This is a genomic window from Nostoc sp. DedQUE05, assembly GCF_034530955.1.
Lineage (GTDB): Bacteria > Cyanobacteriota > Cyanobacteriia > Cyanobacteriales > Nostocaceae > Nostoc.
In genome coordinates this window covers 365,256-386,317 of sequence record NZ_JAVRCB010000001.1, presented here as the reverse complement: position 1 = coordinate 386,317, position 21,062 = coordinate 365,256, and the positions used below count along the sequence as shown (strand labels likewise).

18 protein-coding genes and 1 pseudogene are annotated in these 21,062 nt (G+C 39.7%); 11 read left to right on the top strand and 8 right to left on the bottom strand.

Features of this window, described 5'->3' with window-relative positions:
- Positions 1-286: 286 nt before the first annotated feature.
- From RMZ42_RS01670 to RMZ42_RS01645, 6 genes are all read left to right on the top strand, one after another.
- The gene (locus RMZ42_RS01670) at positions 287-511 is read left to right on the top strand and encodes a BrnT family toxin (RefSeq protein WP_322669860.1); all 225 of its coding nucleotides are present in this window, start codon (positions 287-289) and stop codon (positions 509-511) included.
- Positions 474-752 carry a BrnA antitoxin family protein gene (locus RMZ42_RS01665; RefSeq protein ID WP_322669745.1) on the top strand — a complete coding sequence of 93 codons (279 nt, stop codon included), beginning with the start codon at positions 474-476 and terminating at the stop codon, positions 750-752. Before RMZ42_RS01670 ends, RMZ42_RS01665 begins: the two co-directional genes overlap by 38 nt.
- Positions 753-949: 197 nt before the next feature.
- On the top strand, positions 950-1,291 hold the full coding sequence (locus RMZ42_RS01660; protein ID WP_322669744.1) for a hypothetical protein: 342 nt from the start codon (positions 950-952) through the stop codon (positions 1,289-1,291).
- Positions 1,288-1,689: a type II toxin-antitoxin system tRNA(fMet)-specific endonuclease VapC gene (gene vapC, locus RMZ42_RS01655; protein WP_322669743.1), complete on the top strand. Its 402-nt coding sequence runs from the start codon at positions 1,288-1,290 to the stop codon at positions 1,687-1,689. The genes RMZ42_RS01660 and vapC overlap by 4 nt, the downstream gene beginning before the upstream one ends.
- A gap of 220 nt (positions 1,690-1,909) precedes the next feature.
- Positions 1,910-2,119 carry a toxin-antitoxin system, antitoxin component, Xre family protein gene (locus tag RMZ42_RS01650; protein ID WP_322669742.1) on the top strand — a complete coding sequence of 70 codons (210 nt, stop codon included), beginning with the start codon at positions 1,910-1,912 and terminating at the stop codon, positions 2,117-2,119.
- The gene (locus tag RMZ42_RS01645; protein ID WP_322669741.1) at positions 2,106-2,381 is read left to right on the top strand and encodes a type II toxin-antitoxin system PemK/MazF family toxin; all 276 of its coding nucleotides are present in this window, start codon (positions 2,106-2,108) and stop codon (positions 2,379-2,381) included. The genes RMZ42_RS01650 and RMZ42_RS01645 overlap by 14 nt, the downstream gene beginning before the upstream one ends.
- A gap of 98 nt (positions 2,382-2,479) precedes the next feature.
- On the opposite strand, the gene RMZ42_RS01640 is transcribed toward RMZ42_RS01645, so the two are convergent.
- From RMZ42_RS01640 to RMZ42_RS01630, 3 genes are all read right to left on the bottom strand, one after another.
- Positions 2,480-3,523 carry a M42 family peptidase gene (locus tag RMZ42_RS01640; RefSeq protein WP_322669740.1) on the bottom strand — a complete coding sequence of 348 codons (1,044 nt, stop codon included), beginning with the start codon at positions 3,521-3,523 and terminating at the stop codon, positions 2,480-2,482.
- A gap of 13 nt (positions 3,524-3,536) precedes the next feature.
- Positions 3,537-4,604 (bottom strand): SGNH/GDSL hydrolase family protein, encoded by a 1,068-nt coding sequence (locus RMZ42_RS01635; protein ID WP_322669739.1) that lies wholly within the window; start codon positions 4,602-4,604, stop codon positions 3,537-3,539.
- Positions 4,605-4,909: 305 nt separating this feature from the next.
- Positions 4,910-6,307 carry an S-layer homology domain-containing protein gene (locus tag RMZ42_RS01630; protein ID WP_322669738.1) on the bottom strand — a complete coding sequence of 466 codons (1,398 nt, stop codon included), beginning with the start codon at positions 6,305-6,307 and terminating at the stop codon, positions 4,910-4,912.
- Positions 6,308-7,958: 1,651 nt separating this feature from the next.
- On the opposite strand from RMZ42_RS01630, the gene RMZ42_RS01625 reads away from it, so the two are divergent.
- The gene (locus RMZ42_RS01625; RefSeq protein ID WP_322669737.1) at positions 7,959-9,164 is read left to right on the top strand and encodes a histidine kinase; all 1,206 of its coding nucleotides are present in this window, start codon (positions 7,959-7,961) and stop codon (positions 9,162-9,164) included.
- A gap of 58 nt (positions 9,165-9,222) precedes the next feature.
- Here the strand turns inward: RMZ42_RS01625 and RMZ42_RS01620 are convergent, their stop codons facing one another.
- On the bottom strand, positions 9,223-10,248 hold the full coding sequence (locus tag RMZ42_RS01620) for a PleD family two-component system response regulator (protein ID WP_322669859.1): 1,026 nt from the start codon (positions 10,246-10,248) through the stop codon (positions 9,223-9,225).
- A 645-nt stretch (positions 10,249-10,893) separates the two neighbouring features.
- Here RMZ42_RS01620 and RMZ42_RS01615 point away from each other — a divergent pair.
- A complete protein-coding gene (locus RMZ42_RS01615; RefSeq protein WP_322669736.1) occupies positions 10,894-11,154 on the top strand; it encodes a chlororespiratory reduction protein 7 in 261 nt (86 codons plus the stop codon).
- A 329-nt stretch (positions 11,155-11,483) separates the two neighbouring features.
- On the opposite strand, the gene RMZ42_RS01610 is transcribed toward RMZ42_RS01615, so the two are convergent.
- A complete protein-coding gene (locus tag RMZ42_RS01610; RefSeq protein WP_322669735.1) occupies positions 11,484-12,053 on the bottom strand; it encodes a DUF2854 domain-containing protein in 570 nt (189 codons plus the stop codon).
- A gap of 411 nt (positions 12,054-12,464) precedes the next feature.
- On the opposite strand from RMZ42_RS01610, the gene RMZ42_RS01605 reads away from it, so the two are divergent.
- Positions 12,465-12,638 carry a hypothetical protein gene (locus tag RMZ42_RS01605; protein WP_322669734.1) on the top strand — a complete coding sequence of 58 codons (174 nt, stop codon included), beginning with the start codon at positions 12,465-12,467 and terminating at the stop codon, positions 12,636-12,638.
- Positions 12,639-12,767: 129 nt separating this feature from the next.
- Here RMZ42_RS01605 and RMZ42_RS01600 read toward each other — a convergent pair whose 3' ends face one another.
- Together RMZ42_RS01600 and ppk1 are read right to left on the bottom strand one after the other, a co-directional pair.
- On the bottom strand, positions 12,768-13,184 hold the full coding sequence (locus tag RMZ42_RS01600; RefSeq protein ID WP_322669733.1) for a response regulator transcription factor: 417 nt from the start codon (positions 13,182-13,184) through the stop codon (positions 12,768-12,770).
- A gap of 161 nt (positions 13,185-13,345) precedes the next feature.
- Positions 13,346-15,555 (bottom strand): annotated as a pseudogene (ppk1, locus tag RMZ42_RS01595) (polyphosphate kinase 1).
- Between the two features lie 857 nt (positions 15,556-16,412).
- Between ppk1 and RMZ42_RS01590 the strand changes: the two are divergent.
- Positions 16,413-16,820: a hypothetical protein gene (locus RMZ42_RS01590; RefSeq protein WP_322669732.1), complete on the top strand. Its 408-nt coding sequence runs from the start codon at positions 16,413-16,415 to the stop codon at positions 16,818-16,820.
- Positions 16,821-17,551: 731 nt separating this feature from the next.
- Positions 17,552-17,983 carry a hypothetical protein gene (locus RMZ42_RS01585; RefSeq protein ID WP_322669731.1) on the top strand — a complete coding sequence of 144 codons (432 nt, stop codon included), beginning with the start codon at positions 17,552-17,554 and terminating at the stop codon, positions 17,981-17,983.
- 70 nt (positions 17,984-18,053) lie between these two features.
- Here the strand turns inward: RMZ42_RS01585 and RMZ42_RS01580 are convergent, their stop codons facing one another.
- Positions 18,054-20,777: a hypothetical protein gene (locus tag RMZ42_RS01580; RefSeq protein ID WP_322669730.1), complete on the bottom strand. Its 2,724-nt coding sequence runs from the start codon at positions 20,775-20,777 to the stop codon at positions 18,054-18,056.
- Between the last annotated feature and the right edge of the window lie 285 nt (positions 20,778-21,062).

Genomic DNA, 21,062 nt, shown 5'->3' with positions numbered 1-21,062 from the left:
GAAATAACAAATGGGTACTCCGAAATAACAAATGGGTACTCCGAAATAACAAATGGGTACTCCGAAATAACAAATGCATTGGCGTAGCCCAACCCAGGCATCGCAAAATCATTGCGCCTACGTTATCGCTCAACTCAACCTACGCAAAATCAGGTTTTTATTTCTAACACCGAGCGTATTGGGATATTATGCAGGATAATAAAGATGGTTGAATTAGCGTGTCGAAGTTTTCATGCAGTTTGAGTAGGATGAGGCGAAAAATTTAGAGAATCTTCGCAAACATGAGATTGATTTCGCCGATGTTCCTGAAATGTTTGAAAGTGCAATGCTAATTGAGTTAGACTATCGTTTTGATTACGGAGAAAAGCGTTGGTTCGGTATAGGTTTTCTCGGCAACGGTGTAGCCGTTGTAGTTTGGACAGAACGCAAAAATAATGTGATTCGGATCATTTCAGCACGAAGGGCAAATCGGTATGAGCGACAAAGACTTGAGAAATACCTCTCGTACTAACTGGACAGCATTGGAGTCAATGAACGATGAAGAAATTGACTACTCTGACATTCCACCATTGACAGAAGAGTTTTTTCAAAAAGCTACTCTCCAAGTTCCGGCACCTCAAGCACAGCAATTGGTACAGATTGAGCCAGATATATTAGAGTGGTTTCAAGCTCAAAGCGGAGAATATAAAACCTTAATCAACTCTGTTTTACGTCGTTACATCGAAAACTGTGACGAACAGCCAGCATTCTAACAATTCAAAATCCAATATTACACCACAACTTCCCCCCGATTAGATGACAATTTATATTGGGTGGATGTTGCTTAATATTTCCTCAAAAGCGCGATCGCAAAAATAACAAATGTGTTGGCGTAGCCCAACCCAGGCATAGCTAGATTAACTTTTGATTATGAAAGTAAAATGAAATTATCCTCCACCTGAGCTACATCATGGTTGTCCCAGAACTCGAACAACAACTCCTTCAGCTTTCACCTGATGATAAATTGTATATTATCCAACTCCTGGCACAAAGCCTGACTACAGACAATAACAATACTCAGCCTGTGCAAACAAGCAAAATATCAGAATTATTCCGTCAATTTCCCGTGGCTGAATTACCCGAAGAATTTGACCTTACTCGATTACTAAAAACCCTCATTGAGTCCCTACAACCAGCAACTCTAACCAAAATAACAGAATATCCTTTGCCTCAATTTTATGGATGTATCCAAGATGAAACCTTCTTCCGTCATCCTCAAGAACAACAACCAGAACGCGAACCAATCCTGTGAAATTTCTGCTCGATACTAACACCTGCATTATCTATATGCGTGGTAAAAATTCCACTTTAAAACAGAAACTAGAATCCACTACCATTAAAGATATTGCCGTTTGCTCAATCGTCAAAGCTGAACTATTTTATGGCGCAATGAAAAGTGCCAACCCACAACGGAATCTTACTTTACAACAACAATTTTTAGCCCAATTTAGATCGCTACCCTTTGACGATTTAGCCGCAACGACGTTTGGAACAATTCGCTCTCAACTAGAAGCATTAGGTACTCCCATTGGCGCGTATGACTTACAAATTGCCGCGATCGCTCTGACAAATAACTTAACCCTTGTCACCCATAACACTAGAGAATTCCAACGCATTAATAACTTGTTGATTGAGGATTGGGAGATATAGCGATCGCTGAAATCACAATTGCGTTGGCGTAGCCAAACCCAGGCATTGCACCCTTGTTTTACCTGAAACTGCCACTGGGCGATCGCCTGAACAACCTTTGCAATTGTTAGAGTTTGACAAATCGATACAATTAGCGATCGCCTTCATCGCTAGAGATAACCAAAAACTATAATGAATGCATAAAGCAACCAATACACGCAAGGTTAGGAGAATCTAAAGAATGCAGGCTGATAGCATTTCAGAGCAAAGGTTACTTAAAAAAATTCAAAAGCTACCTCCCGAAAAAGTTTTGCTAGTTGAAGATTTTATTGATTCTCTGGATCAGCAAAGCACAGATCATAGCCTTACCTTTGCAGCAGCAAAACTTTCTGAACCAGTTCTGCTCAAAATCTGGGATAACCCTGATGATGCAGAATATGACAAACTATGAATTTGGTGATGTTGTTTTAGTGCCGTTTCCCTTTACTGACCAAACTACTACTAAAAAACGTCCAGCAGTGGTTGTGAGTTCTAATAGCTATCAACGTGAGCGTTCGGATTTAATATTGATAGCGATTACCAGTCAAGCAAATCCAGCAACTTCCTTTGGTGAAATCACAATTACTGGATGGCGAGTAGCTGGTCTTCTCAAACCTTCAATTATCAAACCAGTTTTGACTACCATAGATAAAGGACTAGGATCAAAAAGTTAGGGCGACTTGAGGAGCCAGACCTTCAGGCTTTGCAAAACCTTTTTCTGGCTATTTTGGGTTAATATGCGATCGCTCCCTCCACTAAAAGCCTGGAACTATCACTCAAACTCAGTTTCGCAGAAAGCTTTTAACAAATCGATACAATTAGCGATCGCTCCTAAATGAGCAATTTCATATCCATGTGTATTTTGGGTAGGAAATGCCAAACACGCAGCACGCCCAACATGTCCGAATTTCATGGCAATGGAAGCATCGCTACCAAACCCACTCAGAGTTGTTAACTGCACTGCCATATCCAACTGTTTAGCACTATGGCGCAGTTGTCCATTTAAGCCCTCATCATATATTCCATAGGCATCTTGAGATAAAAGTACAGGACTTTTACCATCTTTAACAGGATATTCCTCAGATAATGGACAAATTTCTAAAGCAATCAAGGCATCCAAACGTTGATTTTGCGTGAAAAATAGCGCCCCAATTGCTCCCACTTCTTCTTTTGCTGAAGCTACTAAATAAACATCAACTACTGGCTGTTTCAGGTTTTCAGCCAAAGCTAACAAAATCGCCACAGAAGCTTTGTTATCCAAAGTGTAACCAGCAATATGATCCTTTAACCGAATTGGACGCTTGCGATGCTTGCCAATCACCATTCTAGTTCCAGGTCGAATGCCAGCTGCTTCTAATTCAGCAGATGTCAGCTTTGTTTCAATCCAAGCATTCTCCCACTTAACAGTAGTATCTTCCTGCTGGACTTTTTGGGGCGATTCGTGGGAAACGTGGCGGGAACCAAAGCTGAGAATACCGTTGATGGTTTCGTTATCTCCCAATAAATCGACAACACCTTCGCCATAAACCCACGGGAAAGAACCGCCGAGTTTGCTGACTTTGACACGACCTTCATCACCAAGACTCTTGACAATTGCGCCAATTTCGTCTTTGTGTGCTGTGATAGCAATTGCTCGATCTGGAATTTTACCTGGAATCTTAGCAATAATATTATCGGCGCGATCGCGCCAGACTTCTACACCCAGCGCTGTAAATCGTTGCATCAACAACTGGTTAATCTCAGCTTCTACACCACTAGGAGAGTGGTGCATAACTAATTCTTCAATAATTTCAAATAAGCGATCGTAATCCCACATCAATACAGTTAGTTTAGTTTTCGACTGTTATATGAGACAATTGTGCATCAACAACCCGACCTGCTGACCTTTTTTGTTGACGCTTCAGCATTCCTACTGCACCAAAAGCACCAAGAGCTAAAATTCCCAAGTTTATCGCAGGTTCAGGAACAGACTTAGCCTCAATTGCCGCCAGTGCAGCGTCTGCTACTAACTTATGAGCATTTGTTGTTGGATGTACAGAGTCAAAGAACAAATAATCATTTGGTTGAGAACATACACTGACGATTGTCTGGAAATTCCCGACTACACAAGGGTTAGTCACATCTTTAAACCCAAACTTCCCTGGATTTGCTTGTACCTGATTAAATAGGGAAAACACATCCACAGAGATCAGATTCAAGTCAGAGTTATTAGTAAATTTGTCTAGTTCGTCTTTTAATCTCGTGTTATGGTCATTTGTTAAGGCAGTCAAGTTGCTAGATAGACCTGTAGCGGCTGCAAAAGGAATCTTGCCTAAATCAGGCAAGTTAAAGACTAAAATATTTTTTGCACCCGATGAGGCAAGTAACCCTACTGCGTTTGATAAATTCTGGACTGTTTGCTTTGCATTCGTAGCTTGACCAAACACATAATCATTTGCACCTCCCCATACAGCATAAAGGGCATTTGGATCGAGCTTCTGATTGGCTTGTATAATCGGTTGCGTCAACAAGGCGACTTGCTCTAATACTCCCGGTAACGGCGCACTAGGAACAACAGCATTACCTTGACCAGAACTAGCACCACCCACAGCAAAGTTAATACCTTGATTGGGAATAGTAGGATTTAAAGTAATGTATGGAGAGGGTTTTAATCCTAGCCGATCTCCGAGGTAGTCTACCCACACTCGATCGTTGGAAAAACGCCCTTGAAAGTAAGGCGGATCTTGGGGAATGGCTGTTGTTGGAGCGACTAAACCATTAGTAGCAGCGAAAACATTGCCAGTATCAGAAAGACTGTCGCCAAATACATAAAATTTGTCAAAACTCGCAGCACTTACTCTGAGCGGCAACATGAAAGATAAGAAAACAAATCCTGCTGCTACAGCTTGTTTTTTCATATTTGTTTTACCTGTATTATTTTTTAGTTTGTTTAAAAGCAATCAAAAGGCGAAAGTCTGACAACTTGTCTTTACTAAGTACGTCTATTAAGTTAATTTACGTTATTTTACTTAACTATGCCTCAAAATTTCATCAAACACGGGTAAAAACGCTGAAAATACTTAGATTTACATTTTCTTGATGAAAAACAGGTCTATTACAAAAAAATGGTCAAATTTATATGTTATGACATGGGAATTGCACACTTTTATGCTTGCGATCGACTAACTGCGACAGAATGGTGCAACCCTTCCTCTTCATAGCTTTAACTTTGCTTTAATTTCAAAGCCTCAGTAGCCGATACACCCTCACCTTGACTGCCGAAATACCACAAAGCCGTAGCAGCCTCAGCACGAGTTACTGGTTTTTTGGGTTGAAACAGAGTCGTATAACCAAACACCCGGCGAATATTCGATTGTTCGCCATTCTGATAATCAGCCAACACTGCTCTTAAAGCCTTCGGGTCAATTTTCGCTACGTCTTGGAAACCCCAGGTTTGTTTAACCGCATCTAAGTTAGCAGAGGGTAAAGCTTGGCGAGTATCTAAGGGTAATTTCCATAGCAGCAATTGTTCTCGCGTTAGAGGTGCATCAGGACGAAACAAAACTACTGTAGAATCTCCAGACAAAGGACTAGGAATTAAGCCAGCCTCAGCCAATCCCTGAATTGCAGGAAAATCAGGATCTTTTGCTGACACATCACTAAAAGCTGGTTGAGTACTTTCTGATGCCAAGCGAATCTGTTTAGCTGGATTGTTGGCATATACAGCATTGTTAGCAGCAATTAGCCAACGGGCATATTCTCGATGTGTAACGATTTTACTGGGTTCAAACTGATTAGTTGTGGTAGTAGAGTTGCTCTTAGTTGTCTTTGTTTCTATAGATAAAACACCTAATGCAGCCAAGTCCTGGATATGTTGCTGCCATTCTTGTGGTGCCTTATTCAGATCGTTGAATACCTGAGATTTAGAGGTGGCTGTAGGGATTGTTTGGTTATTAGCTGTACTTGGTGGCTGTGCTGCCGAGTTTGTCGGTAGTATTGGGCCAATAAACTGTGAATTTCCCGGTTGAGGAACGGCGTTAGCAGTTTCGTTAGGATTTGTAATTGAAGTAGGTTGTGCTATTGCAGTACTATTCGGTACGTAATCAATCAGTAATTCAGTGGCTGTTTGAGGTTGATTGGGTGTGGCGTTAGTAACTGATTTGGGCTGAATGGAAACCTTTAACAGCAAATCGCTGCGACGCGCCTCAAAAGTGTTTCCTGTATCATCTGTCGGCTGTTGTAAAATCTGCCAGTTATTTGTTTGAAACTGGCTGCGATAAAAACTAGCAATAAAATTACTGGGGTCAGAACTTAACCAACGAGTTGAGATTTTGTTTTCTGAGCCGCTAGCAGGTGTAACTTCCTGTAGCTTGGCATTGGAATATAGTGGAATATCTTTAGGAAAATCAGCTGGTAACTGAACAGTTGATTCATTTTGCTGTGCTTGCGGTTGGTTACTCTGAGATTCTCCAAAGACAACTGGATTGCTTTGCAGTTTTGGATCTGCCGCCAAAGATTCCTCAAGGTTTTTGGCGACAGGACTATTAGCACAGGCTGTTAACGAAGTGAGTATAACAGCCCAAATTATTAGAAATACTGCTGGACGTTTACAGGGAAGCACAGGAAATCACAAATTGAGTTTCAATTCCTACCCTAGCGCAGACTGTCCATTAAATGGGAATGAGGCATGGGACATGGTTATCCTCCTTTATTCCCCTGCTCTGCTCTGACTCTCTATATCACCCAAAAACACTACCGACTCACTACGTCTTCTTCGTAAATGTCTATTTTGGTGATGATGTCTCTAAAAATGAGTAAACGGTAGCAAAAGCTACCGTATTGTCTTCGTTTTACAGCCATTAGGTTTTGATAATTCCTATGCTTATTTATAGAGTTCCCTAAAATTCTGGAAAACTAACATTTTTGGGAAAAAATATAAATAAACCTGAAATCATTGCTAGATAAGAGTTTTATAATTTCAGAGTTCTTAGTCAGGATTTTAGTATTTAGATAAGAGTCACCAACTATAGGACTCATATTTGATTTTTGAAAAAAACTCAGTATAGCTTTATTCCTTCTTCCCAGTCCCCAGTCCCCAGTCCCTAGTCCCTACGATTAATTCAGAAATCAAATCAGATTGCTATACAAACCGAGCGATACTAGATTGTGAACCAATCTTTTAGAGAGTTATCTAAATATCCAAGTTGTAGAGTAGATAACTGCTCAAAAAACAGTTTAGCTAGCAAAAGCTTGAATCTACTTCCAGATGCACTAGTTGTAACGCGATGCCTACGCCAAGCAACTGAAGTGATAGACTTGGAATAAAGCTCCCTTTAGCCTCACCCAAAGAGGGGAATAGATCGAGTTCACTAACACTGGCTGATAATCGATTCTGAAAATTATTCATCTGACGATGATAATGTGAGTCAGGCAATAGCTGAAAAATGCCAGTGTTAAACAATTCCAGTAACTTAGCGTAAGTTCGTTATTCTTGACGATTGGGGTAATAGGTAAAGCAGTCAAGTGTCGCAGCAGTTTCTTTAGTATCTCTAAATTGATTTTTTGGAGAAAATGCTACTTGTGCTGTAGTCAAGAATTACTTGACAGCCTCGAAAGCAGTGAGTGCTTTCTCTAAAAGTGTGTAGTTTACCGCCGTAGGCATCGCCTCTATGTTATCCAAAACTTTCCCTCAATCAACCCATCCCCTGTTATTCTTGGATAGGGCTGTGCTTCTTTTAGGAAAGCTGGAAGGTGCGCTTCGCAAGTTATAGAAATAGTACATAGTTGGCTTTGGCTGTTTTTCCCAATCCTAGTTAATGATTGGCTTGAGGCGAAAAAGACACTTCATCAAATGCACTGGCGGTTGAAAAAACCTCTACAAACTTGGTCTGAACAGTTAACACCTTCCTGATAGATTAGATACAATTAGCATCTGTGTTTTATTGGGCGATCGTTTGCTCAAAGCGAGTATTCAAATTGACATGGTGCTGGACTAGCCGATTTGACATAGTATTAAACCTTTCACCTGCTGGCTCTGGCGAAAATTTTTGATTCAGGGCAAATTAAGACTTATATTCAAGAGGCTTGAGTGTTTATTGGAGATGAAGTTCACCAAAAGGCAGCAAAAGGCAGAAAAAGACACGTTTGATGTCAAAAACGCAGATCGGATAGGAGTATGAAAATCTAAAATAGATATTAAGAAGAAAAAACAACGACCATCGACAACCGTCAGTCCTTTTTACTTTCTGTAAAGCGTCACCGGGTTGTTACCAGTGCTGAAACACGATTACATGCAAGTTTCCCAGGATCAGCCTATTTATTCTGAGGCTCCACTCCAGCTGTTACTGTTTGTCGATGGACGTCCCAAGTCCCGTCAACAGGTGCAGCGAATACGTGCTTACTTAAAAGAGTTGCAGGTTGAGTATAGTTTTGAACTTCAAACTATTGATGTTGGTCAACAACCTTACTTAGCAGAACACTTTAAATTGGTAGCAACGCCAGCTTTAATTAAAATTCACCCGGAACCACGGCAGGTTTTGGCTGGAAGTAATATCATAGCGCAATTGAAAAACTGGTGGCCTCGCTGGCAAGCCGCTGTAGACGCCTATTTGAAATTACAGGAAGACTTACAAGAACGGATAGACGATAATGCTAGGGTGACATTACCCAAATCGACTATCCGTTCAGTTGCTGTTTCTGCCGAACTGATCCGACTCTCAGACGAAATTTTTCGCTTAAAACAGGAAAAAGATAACCTCCAAGAGCAGCTACAGTTTAAAGATCGGGTGATTTCGATGCTGGCACACGATCTCCGCAATCCCCTAACTGCCGCCGCGATCGCCATCGAAACTCTCCAATCTAACTACAATTTAGAAACAGGCCAATTTCAGCGCCTTAAACCATCCTTAACGGCGCATCTATTAAAACAAGCCCGTAATCAAACTAAGATCATCGATCGGATGATTGCCGACCTTTTGCAGGTAGGTCGAGGCAAAGATACTGAGTTTCCAATTTTACCACAAAAATTACAACTAGGTAAACTGTGCTTAGATGTACTAGAAGAATTGTGCGATCGCTACACCGCTAAATCCCAAGAGGTCGAAACAGATATTCCCAACGACTTACCTTATGTATATGCTGACCCAGAACGCATCCGGCAAGTGCTGGTGAATCTGTTGGATAATGCCATCAAATACACCCCAGAAGGTGGCAAGATTAGCATCGCCGGATTACACCGCACTACCCAAAAAGTTCAGTTTAGTATTGGCGATACTGGGCCTGGTATTCCTGTAGAGAATCGCGATCGCATCTTTGAAAACCACTTCCGCCTGCAACGGGATGAAGGTACAGAAGGTTACGGCATTGGTCTTTGTCTATGCCAACGCATCGTTCTGGCACACTATGGCCAAATTTGGGTGGATTCTGCCCCCAATAACGGAGCATGGTTTCACTTCACACTGCCAGTTTATCCTTCTTAGGTAAGGGTATTGACAAATGACCAATGACCAATGACTAATGACAAATGACAAATGACAATTAAGAACTTGAGACAAAGCGATCGCGTCCCCCGGCCTTTGCTTGATAAAGTGCTTTATCTGCCAGCACGATCAACTCTGAAGGTGAAGATTCCCAAGTCGGGACAACAGTTGCCACACCCATACTGAGAGTGACGTGCTGACTCACCGCAGAACCGTCATGAACAATTTGCAAATCTTTGATTCCCGCTCTAATTGCGGCGGCGACATGAAGTGCGCCAGATGCAGGAGTGTATGGCATAATCACAGCAAATTCTTCTCCACCATAACGCGCTACTAAATCCCGATGTTTTTGTGCCTTAAGGCTTAAGACAGCACCCACCTTTTGTAAACATACATCCCCTGCCGGATGGCCGTATTTATCATTATAAAATTTAAAAAAGTCGATATCACACAAAATCATTGACAAAGGAAATCCCTCTTGTGCGAGATTAATCCATTGAGTATTGAGATAATCGTCAAAGCGGCGACGATTAGCTAACTCAGTTAAGCCATCTACATTGGCAAGGTGATGCAAAGCTTCGTTTGCCGCCTCTAACTGTTTGTATACTTGTGCTTGCTGTAGCAGTCGACGCAACCGCTGGCGTAATACAGGCCAGTGAATTGGCTTAGTGACATAATCAGTCGCTCCCGCTTCAAAAGCACGGTTTACAGATTCCTCATCGTCCAAGCATGTGATCATCAAGATGGGAGTGCGCTCCCATATCTTGGACATGACCGTATTGTTAAGAGTCGAGTCAGTATCAAAGGTGGCAAGGGCTGAGATTAAATTATTCCTAGCAATCTGGAGCAAGTGCTTACAGCAGGTAAAGCCATCCATCACAGGCATTACAGCATCTAGCAAAACTATATCGGGTTTGATAGTCTCGTAAGCATCTAAACATTGCTTACCATCATTGACCTCGACTACTCGATAACCTTCTTGTTCCATTGCTTTACGCAACAATACCCGGATGGTCTTGTCATCATCAGCCACTAGAATCAGTGGTGGTTGCTTAGAAACAGAAAATGGGCTTATGCCTGACATGAGTTGCCTTCCACTTGCGGGATTATCCTGAAAAAGGCTGTGCAACTCAATTGCATGGGGGCGATCGCTATTTTCATCAATGCCAGGATTTGCGGCAAAGGCGTGTCTGGCTTCACAATCAACTGTTTTTTGACAATGGACTGCCCAATGTTGTTGGGCCAAGCAAGCGGTAGATAAATAAGTTGCATAGACAATCTGTAATTTGAACGCGAAGGCAATTGCTGCCTTTTTGTTCAGCGATGGTTATGGGAGAAAATGTTACTTTTATATTTCCCTATTGTTAAAGTCAAATTACAATTTTTTTGAGAATTACAAATACACACCCTAATTATTTAGTTATGTAGTTAGTTTATAAACCCAGTGAGACAAGGAAAAGCAATCGCTAAAGTCCCCTTAGAAGATAGCTAATACTAAATACTAATATCACCTGACTGAAATTTATTTAGTCTATCCGACAAGGTTTGCTGAGGTTTAGTATAATTACATAAGATTGAGAGAAAACTTAGTGCAAAACTTTATTTTCAAGTGACTTCATAACCCTTTCGTTCTAGCCACAAACCGTCCAAAATTAAAGTTGACTACACAAACAAGCAAAAGTTCTTCCAAAAACCATTCAAACCTATTGACATTCGCTAAATCTTTAAAATGCCAGACTCATTAATGTACCAGCAGGATAATTTTGTTGTTCTAGAAACAAATCAACCAGAACAATTTATGACATCATCAGAGCTATTAGAAAAGCTCAAAATAACTCTTCAACAACTCATAATTCAAGATTTACCGCCTGACTTGCAAAAGTTTAATACTGTGGAAACTCAAGCCCAATATTTAATTGACACTAGTTGCGAATTAGACATTGGTCCTGGAAAATATTTACAGTGGTACGCAGTTCGTTTAGAAAAGTAACTTTTTGGTAAATGCTTAAGAGAATCACAAAAAAATCTTCATAAAAAATTTCTGACTACCTCCCCGACTTTTTGAAAAAGTTGGGGAGTTAAATCTTGGTTAAGGGAATTCTCCAAAAAGAATAATTACTAATTCATAATTCATAGTTCAAGACACTGTACAGTAATCCACACTGCTCATCAAAAATTTCGTGGTTAATAAGAGCATGGAGCCTACAGATACCACTAATTATAATTATGAACTATTAATTATTTTGACTGTTGCAAAAATATGGGTAACAACAAGTCATAAAGGTATGAAATTTGGGTAACGATAATTTTTGCTCTTGACTATTGACTACTGACTAGTGATTCTTTTTGAGTATTGATTAGCGCTAGCTCAATTGTATTTTCAGATGGCTGCGTTATTTGAATTTCCAAACCAGGGCCAAAATAATTGGTCATTTTTTCATGCTTTTTTTGCCACACATCAATCGGTATTAGCGGTGAATCAAATTCTAAAATTAGGGCATAGCTCCCATTAACTTCCGTTTCTCGTATCCCTGTCACTGTTGGTCGCTCCTGGTCAGTGGGACTCAAACCCAGAAAAGAAAGTGTTGTATCTAGATGAGCATCTTGACCGTAGCAATATCGGGTGATGTCTTTGCGAATTTTATTTTGCGTATCAGTTGCTTGCTGCTGGCGCAGTCTCAATGCTGATGGTGACGTAGTTTGGGTAAATGGTACTGGCTTAAGTTCATTCGCTTTTAGTGCCAGTCCTCCCAATAGTAGAGGAATCCCGTAAAAAAATCCGACAAGATTGAGTGTGGCATTATTATCAGCATAGGCGACAAAGCCAATGATGGTTAATATGCCGCCGATAGTTAGACCGAGTGTTCCCAAAGAGATTTGGCGTAGCATGAGCTTAAATTAGGATAAAGTCTGAATACCTTAGTTTTATTATCATCGGCTATGAGCAACAAATTAGGAAAGAACATTGTCACCAGGTGCTAGTGTTCAACTAACCCTAAATTGCCGTATTAAGATGGTTAGAAACCGCACGCCAGTTGCTCAAGAGTGGGAAGGGAACACACCAAGAGCGAATAAGTCAGGCATTGTCGCTCAAAACACTGGCTTCGTTTAAACGAGACTTTATCCACCTTTGTCTTTGTGGTTTTCAAACACTCAATTTATCCTTAGTCCATATTCGCACAGCATCACGCAGGGAAGGCAAGTGGCACTAAGTTGACTACTAAGGGTGTATAGTGTCCCAGAATATTAGATTTTGCGTTAACTTTAAATTTAAAGGTAGCTAAAGATAGGAAAAAAATAATGGATATACAGACTATAAAAGAACGAATTGTCGCAGTTCAAAATAAACGCGATTACCTATTAAGCTTACTGGAGCAACCAAACCTGGGAACTTTGAGAATAGATGTAAATCAGGCTTTGGAAGAACTGGATGAATTAATTGATGAATTTACACGCACCATTCCGGCAGAGTAAAAATTATTAAAATTTACGTCGGTTTAACCTCAACTTCCGGCTAGACCGACGTTCTTCAGTAGTATCATGTCTTCAAATCCCCAAAATTGAACTAAGCTTGAGTTGGCGAAGCAATAATCACTGGATTATTTATCCTGCCACTGAACCATCTCCTGCACGCTGACCTAGCTGCCTAACCAAGGCAATAAGTTCGCTTGTAGGTACATCTTTCTTGCAAACGTTATCAAAGCTAGACATTGCCTTTTGCCCATGAAAATTTACGTCTTCCACTGAGGAGTAAGCAAGTATCTGGGTGTTCGGAGATATAGCTTTAATGTGACTGGACGCACTCCAGCCATCCATGACTGGCATCTGTAAATCTAGAACAATTACGTCAGGATGGCAACGTTTAACCATTTCTATAGCTTCTTCACCATTACTGGCTAAACCTACTACTTGAATATTTTCCTGGCAAGAAAAAACCAATTGTAACGTTAAACGAGTCAGTTCGTGGTCATCAACTACTAAAACACGCAAGGTAGAGAGCTCGCAGGATAACATTAACATTGACGGGAAAGACAAATTTATTCAGAGTAACCCCTCCAGTTTATGAGAACAAGTGCCAGCACTGACTCTATCCTATGGTTGAATAACTTGTGTGAAACTATGTAAACAACTTAGACAACTGCTCAAAAAATTCAATTTTTCCAAAAAAAAACTAATTTGAGCTAGTTGTCAAGGTATAAGTAACTTATTTTTTTATCAATCAGGTTGGGACTACACCAGTTGAGCGTAATGCCATGTTCATGAGAATTTTTTGTGAATTAGCTTCTGGAGAATCATCATAAGGACGCCGTTGAATGTAAGTACCATCAGCTTGTAATTCCCAAGCTTGGCGATTATCTGCGAGCATAATTCCCATAATTTCTTGCAAATCTTTAGCAATATCTGGATCTTTTACTGGGGTAATTACTTCGACTCGGCGATCCAGGTTGCGGCGCATCCAGTCAGCACTGCCAATATAGATTTCCTCCTGTGTATTGTTATGAAAATAATAAATCCGAGAGTGCTCTAAAAAGCGACCAACAATACTGATGATGCGAATATTTTCACTAATGTCTTTGATTCCTGGGCGTAAACAACAAACACCCCTAACAATTAAGTCGATTTGCACTCCGGCGCGGGAAGCTTCATATAAAGTGGCAATAATTTCTGGATCGACTAGGGAATTCATTTTGGCGACAATCCGTCCAGAAAATCCATTTTGAACATTTTCGATTTCGCGGTGAATTAATGCCAAAAAGCGATCGCGCATATTCACAGGCGCAACCAGCACTTCTCGATAAGATTTTTGCAGGGAATACCCAGTTAAGAAATTAAATAAATCTGTAATGTCAGCACCCAATTCTTCACGGCAACTAAACAATCCTAAATCTGTATAGAGTCGTGCTGTTTTAGGGTTATAGTTACCAGTCCCAATATGCACGTAGCGACGTATCCGGTCTTTTTCGCGCCGTACCACCATGACGGTTTTACTATGGGTTTTTAGCCCGACTAAACCATAGACAACATGAACTCCAACTCTTTCTAGGCGTTTTGCCCAGTAAATATTATTCTCCTCATCAAATCGCGCCTTTAATTCCACCAGCACAGATACCTGCTTGCCATTTTCAGCAGCGGCAATTAAGGCGTTGACGATGGGCGAGTCACCAGAAGTCCGGTAAAGGGTCATCTTGATGGCTAACACATTCGGATCGTAGGCAGCGTAGGTAATAAAGCGCACAACTGTAGCCGAAAAAGATTGATAGGGATGGTGTACTAGTAAATCCTTTTCCCGAATTACAGCAAAAAAGTCTTTTCCTTCGTCCGTCTCCAGCGCATCTGGGTCTAAACTCGGTTCTCTCAGCCTTTGCAGGCGTAATGGTACAACAGATTGGCGTGGTGGATCTTTGAGTTCCGGCAATGGTAAGGACATAAAGTACATTAAATCCCGCAGTCCCAAAAGACCATCTACCTCGTAAACATCACTTTCTGCTAATTCCAAATCATGTAATAATCGCGATCGCACTATTTCTGGAGTTTGGGATTGAATTTCTAGCCGGACTGGACTACCACCCAGTCGCCGTTTTCGCAATTCCTGTTCGATCGCTAACAACAAATCATCTGCTTCATCTTCTTCTAAGACCAAATCGGCATCACGGGTAATGCGGAACGGATGATATTCTTGAATGTTCATCCCCGGAAATAGTGATTCCAAGTTATGAGCGATCGCCTGTTCTAAAGGTACTCCAGTCCAATGGGCAGGTTTTTCGCTATTCTGATCTCCCAACTCAGGCGGTATCGGTAAAAATCGTGGTAGAACACTAGGGACTTTGATTCTGGCAAAAAATTCTTCTTCGGTGTCTGGATTCTTCACCACAACAGCCAGATTCAGACTGAGATTAGAAATAAAAGGAAAGGGATGACTAGGATCGACAGCCAGAGGAGTCAAAACTGGAAAGATTTGTTCTTCAAAATAGCTGTTGAGATGAGTCCGCTGCTTTTGATTTAAATCTATGTAATTCAGAATATGAATGCCATGATTTACTAGTAAAGGACGAAGCACTTCCTCAAAATGTTTGTGCTGTTTGTTGACATGGGGAGTGAGGGCAGACCTAATATCGTCTAGCTGTTGTTGTGGTGTGCGACCATCAGGAGTTAACAGGCTAACTTTTGCCTCTACTTGTTGCTTTAAGCCAGCAACGCGCACCATAAAAAACTCATCTAAATTAGAGTTAAATATTCCCAAAAACTTAAGACGTTCCAGAAGTGGGGTGCGATCGTCACAGGCTTCATGTAATACCCTGGCATTAAATTCTAACCAGCTTAACTCTCGGTTAAGATAATATTGTGGATCGCTGAGATTGATGGGGGTAGCGCTTTTTTTAGATTTTGCCATAATGACCTAAAGGCAGTCAGATGTAGCCCATTCAACTGGGGGACAATAAATATAGTAAGTTAAATGGTGCTTGAGGGTAACGTTAAGGCAATTTTTTGCTGCGCTTACGATCTACCTCGCTACTGGGAAAGGACAGACATCATAACTTTCAAAAATCTATTGGTATTTAAATAACTGTAGTCAAAGACTCAAAAATTAACTTGTGTAGGCACGAAAGCCAACATTCCTAAGAAATTTTTGGGTGTTTTGCGCGTAGGCATAGCCCGTCGTAGACATCGCCTTGGCTATCTTCCAGATAACCACCCTAACCACCTAACCTATAACTAGATTTTATAGCCGTTTTCAATTTTATGGAATATGGTGTTGGCGTATAGTTATCTGCCCTTTGAAAATATTGCATCCATACAATAACTGCGATCGGACTGGGATTCAAATCGTTGCCCACAGCATATTACCTATAAAGATGCACTTAAGATTTAGCAAAGATATGACATAGCCATATCTGACAAGTTTTAACGAATTATTAAGCAGTATTTACAGAGTATTGGAGTGTTGTAAGCAGTCTAAAGGCTTACCTCCAATCCTTGATGGATTTGGCTTTCCAACATCAAAAATTTGGTAATCATTACTACAACTTTTATACAGGCATTTATTATGCATAAGCCTGACTGCAACTCTATTTTTATAAGGTATTTGAAGCTTTTATTCAGAGCTACACCAATACTTCCATCTATTAGTTTTTTTAATTTGTGACCTCTGCAATTTTAAAAAATTTCAGTATAATCTCTGAGATATTTCTGGCAGGCAATGGTTATATTGATAACGTAAAGAAAAACAACACGGGGAGTTTGTTAATCATGAAAATTTCTGCGATCGTTAAAGGAAGCATTTGTCTGCTAGGTTTGGTTGGCGTTGGTAATATCCTGGCTGCACCAGCAAATGCAGGACAAGCTTCTGCTCGTGGTGCAGTTACAATAGTTAGACCATCAGGTGCTTCTCTCAGCGTCAGTGGTGAGTTGGTTGCAGCTCCGGGTACAGACTTTACCGCACTAGATGTTGTCGTTAATGGTAATTCTGCTCCAGGTACAAACCAAGAAGTTGTCACAGGTCTCACATTAACTCCAACTAGTGCGGCATCTTCAGTCACACCTCCCACCACAATTTCAGCAGCTATTGCAGCAGCTATTGCAGCCAATGCTCCTACAACTGTTGAAGATTTAGCAACCCTTGTCAGAGCAGCTGGTGTTGGTGGCGGCTTAGAGTAGATTGAATTTTTGCTTCGTAAGTACTTACAAAAATTTTAACAACTGACAGAACAGTTGAATAAATTAATAGATCATAGGGAGGAGAAATAGCAATGCTATATCTGTTCCCTATATTTATTTTGTGGCTCAGATTCCCGACTTTTTGAAAAAGTCGGGAATTTTGTTATATGGGTCTTTCGTAGAGACGCATAGCTAGAGTCATTGGTGTTAACTAAACGTGAAAGCTGGTAAGCAAGAATGCTTTGAGACATTATCTTGTTCCTAGTCTCTTAACTGGAAAGGCATATTTTGTCCACCTCAAGTATTGAGGTAGAGCCGCAATGACAAGCATTGCCAGCTAGAGACTGGAAGCGAGGTTTTAAAAGGTTTTACGTTTAAACTCAGTAAAGGCAATTCATGAATTGCCCCTACTGAAAACTAGGATTTTAGTCCTTTATTGAATTGCCATCTAACTCCTCATCAATCCTTTACATAGCTTTATTGATATCAATATAAACCCTGAAACTCTCACTAAATATTGAATAGAGAGCTTGCGTAAAAATACGAAGCCTCAAAATGTCCATTTTTCACAAAACGCTCCCAACAAAGGTTTTATATTTTTATACACTGAAAGAATAAAAGCCCAATAACAAAAGGTTCTGCCTCTACTTTTGCTAGTCGAGGTTAATTTTGCACTATCAAGCAAAATCTGGAAACAAGCTAAGGCGAAGAACATGAGGAGTTCATAAAACATGAATAGCTTATCCCAAAAATTACCTATAAGTCTTCGAGGAAGTATCTGTCTATTAGGCTTAATAAGTGTAGGAAACTTTTTAGCCGCACCAGCAAACGCACAACAAGCTACTGCTAGTGGTGCTGTTACTCTTATTAGACCTTCTGGCACTTTTCTCAGTGTCAGTGGCGAGGTAACTTTACCTTCTGGCTCTTACTTTAACGGAGGTGTAACAATTTCTCCTACTTATGGAGGTATCGCAGGTGGAAATGAAGAAACGATAACTAGTCTGACTATAAGCCCAGGATTAGTTCAAACTACTACACTCTCTAACCCAAACCCATTTATTGATACAACAGCAAACTTATTAAAAAATACTACTTCTGTTGAAGATTTAACAACTGTAATCCGAGCAGTCGGTGGTAATAATGGCTTAGGTGGCTTAGATTAAACATAATTGACAAATTAAAAACCTTATATCCCCGACTTATCAAAGAAGTCGGGGATATTTTACGATGCTATCAAAATCGATAACCACCTTGAAGCTGTAGGTCAAATCCATTCTCGCCTGTACCAATTTGAGTTTCTATAAACACACTATTATCTGGAAAATTATGTCTTAGAATAACTCCATAATTGAAGCCAGAAACTCGGCTGCTCAAACCTACATTATTAATAGCATAATTTTTAAAATAAACGCCAGCAGAAAGATTTTTGCTAATTTTGTGTAAACCCTGAAATTGAAAGAAAAACTCTTTACCCATCTCCAAATTTGTCTTGAGGTTCATACCATGACTAGTACTAAATTCTCCATTAAAAAGACCTAGAAATTCACCATTGCTATTATTCTCAACAAAAGCAATGCCAGGAGCTAAAGAAAAACCAAAATTCCTTTCTTGATGCTGATATAAATAACTTAAATAAGTAGAAAAAGGATTATTTTTATTAGAAGCACTATTCCAATCAACTCTTAAGTATGGTACGTGAGTGTTAATAGCTACAGGCCTTTTGGCTGAATTTAACCGCACATCAGTTTTAATATAGTTAAGAAGTATATTAGTATAGAAACCTAATGTTGGTTCTTCTATTCCTAAATTATTATTAGAAACGCCTGGGGCTGAGTTAGCATCTATATTAAACCATGTTCCTACATTAGCACTATAATTAAAATTTCCAGAAGAACCTGCTGCTAATAATTCAACTGTCGGCAATGAAAGATAACCATTAAAGCTATTAAAACTAACACCAATTTTGTCAACTCTAGTGAGTTCCATATAATCGAATGCTAAATCGGCTGCTCGCGCTTGAATTGGTACTATTGTCGAATCTGAGGAATTAAATTTTTGTACAAATTGTTGTCCTTGGGGACTTGTCAAAATTACTTCGGCAGCAGATGATTGGTTAATAGGATCAATAGAAGTATCAGTTAAAGGAATCGGAATACCAATGTAAGTCAGAGGGCCAAAAGTTTTATTAGAAAGCCTTAAATCAGAAAAGAATGTATTACCTTCCTTTAAAATAGAAATATCTCTTCCAAGAAATTGAACTGCTCGTTTGTGGTTTCCCGTTCTTATTTGTAAAATACTAGAGTTCTGAGGAGTGACTTGACTAGGAAATGTATAAGTTCCAGATACCTGCTCTAGTCCACTAGATGCATTAGCATAAGATAAAGTGCGATTCAGCCTGTTATTGATTTGTCTTCTTTGTTCAGATGTAGCAGTTGTACTTAAAGAAGTAAAGCCTTCTCCATCCTTAAATTTTTGTCTAGCTTCTTGTAGACCTTGTTGAATATTATCAATTTGAATAGCTTCAAAAACTTCACCTAATAACAAACCTAATGTAGAATTTACTGATTGAATAGCATCAAGACTAGTATCGCTGAATTTCGCTGTCAGAGATAATCCTGGAGCAGAAAAAATATTAGAATAAGTAGCCTTGACTGCAACTGGATCGTATTGAATTAAACTGCGATTATGAGGACGGCTAACATATAGCCTATGCCAATCTGAACTTTTTTGAGTTTGAGATAGCGTCTGAAATACAGGTTGTCTTCTCCCTAAAGATAACCACATTAAAGAGTTAAAATAATGAAAGTCTTTCTCCGATTGAGAAAGAAAAGGATTGACTGCTACATTTAATAAATCATAATTATCAAATTTGCCAAGTTGAGCAACCTTAATACCTGGTAAGGAAGAGATAGGAGCATTAAAACCAAAACCTTCTCCTGTCAAGATATTTCCCCAGGAGATACCAGTGGCTTCTAGGGCACTATTAGGAATGATTTCGCCTATCTTGAGTTTGACATTTCCATCATCTAGTAAAGGCTGTATATTCGTCGTTGGAAAGCCTTGCAAAATTTTGGGGGCATTGGCAGCATCTAAAGCTTGAAATAAAGCTTGTCCACCATTAATACTCAAAGTAGAACCACTACCAATAGCTGGAATAGGATTTCTTAAAACTGTGACATTAGGATTGTTTGAGTCAATTCCACTATTAATGGTAACTCTGCCAGCAGGTATCCCTTCAAGATTTACCAATTGTCCAACTATTGAGGTTATGGAAAAATTTTGAGTATCAACGTCTCCAAATAAATTCTGAAAATCTGTAGGTATAGCGAACAGAGTTTGCAATCCCCAAAATGCCTGTTGTGAGGTAACATTTTGGGTGATATAAGTATTAGTTTGTCTTCCTTGAGAGATGATACCGACTTGGGAGCCTTTCGTTTCAACTACTATTCTATTGCCATCGAGAACCCAGTAAAACTGGTCAGTCTTGGGAAATTTGGCATAAGTAAATTTATCAATAATCTGATTCTCTCCAGAAAATCTTACTCTTATATCCGTATCTATATAATTTTGATTTTTATTTGGCTTAAATAATTCAGTGGAAAAAGTAAGGTTATCTGTAGGGTTAATAATCCAAGGATACTTGTTGGCACTAAATGTTAGGGCATCAAGAATTATTGTCTTTTGGATTGCTTGTGGTTGCTTTTTTGTTCGGCGTAGTTTTTCTATTAATATTTGTTGCTGGGGTGTGTATGGTTTTGACGGATTTGAATTTGTTGATGGCTGAATTGTATTTGGTTGAGGCTTTTCTCGGTCTTCTTCAGGTAGCTGGGGAGGCTTTTCTTTGTATTCTTCAATCGGGATAACGTCAGCAATGGTGAATTTGCGTAACTGTTTTGGCTTCTCTAAGTTAGAGTTAGACTTTCTTAAAGCCTGTTTTAACAGTTCTTGGCTTTGCAAGTTATTTATTTTTCGATCTGAATTTATTAATGACTTGTTATGATTAGCGATTAAATCAATACTATGCCTGTCTATGCTTAGAGCGATCGCAGATAATTTAATAAATACAATTTTGTATAAAATTGTTGAAAACAACAAACAAATACCAAGAATCTTGATATGTTTTCTGAATCTCATTAGGGAGATATTGAGAGTTCTTCGATTTGAATTTTTCAATGGTTTCAAAATAATTTTTTTGGCTATTCAAACTATTGAGCATTGGCTAATGTCGAAAATTAACCATTA

Coding starts and splice junctions, on each gene's coding strand:
- RMZ42_RS01650 (WP_322669742.1), top strand. CDS start 1,910: ATGCAGGCTGATAGCATTTCAGAGCAAAGGTTACTTAAAAAAATTCAA.
- RMZ42_RS01590 (WP_322669732.1), top strand. CDS start 16,413: ATGAAAATTTCTGCGATCGTTAAAGGAAGCATTTGTCTGCTAGGTTTG.
- RMZ42_RS01600 (WP_322669733.1), bottom strand. CDS start 13,184: ATGTTAATGTTATCCTGCGAGCTCTCTACCTTGCGTGTTTTAGTAGTT.
- RMZ42_RS01635 (WP_322669739.1), bottom strand. CDS start 4,604: ATGAAAAAACAAGCTGTAGCAGCAGGATTTGTTTTCTTATCTTTCATG.
- RMZ42_RS01615 (WP_322669736.1), top strand. CDS start 10,894: ATGCCAGACTCATTAATGTACCAGCAGGATAATTTTGTTGTTCTAGAA.
- RMZ42_RS01645 (WP_322669741.1), top strand. CDS start 2,106: ATGACAAACTATGAATTTGGTGATGTTGTTTTAGTGCCGTTTCCCTTT.
- RMZ42_RS01660 (WP_322669744.1), top strand. CDS start 950: ATGGTTGTCCCAGAACTCGAACAACAACTCCTTCAGCTTTCACCTGAT.
- RMZ42_RS01620 (WP_322669859.1), bottom strand. CDS start 10,248: ATGTCAGGCATAAGCCCATTTTCTGTTTCTAAGCAACCACCACTGATT.
- RMZ42_RS01585 (WP_322669731.1), top strand. CDS start 17,552: ATGAATAGCTTATCCCAAAAATTACCTATAAGTCTTCGAGGAAGTATC.
- RMZ42_RS01610 (WP_322669735.1), bottom strand. CDS start 12,053: ATGCTACGCCAAATCTCTTTGGGAACACTCGGTCTAACTATCGGCGGC.
- RMZ42_RS01605 (WP_322669734.1), top strand. CDS start 12,465: ATGGATATACAGACTATAAAAGAACGAATTGTCGCAGTTCAAAATAAA.
- RMZ42_RS01665 (WP_322669745.1), top strand. CDS start 474: ATGAGCGACAAAGACTTGAGAAATACCTCTCGTACTAACTGGACAGCA.
- RMZ42_RS01640 (WP_322669740.1), bottom strand. CDS start 3,523: ATGTGGGATTACGATCGCTTATTTGAAATTATTGAAGAATTAGTTATG.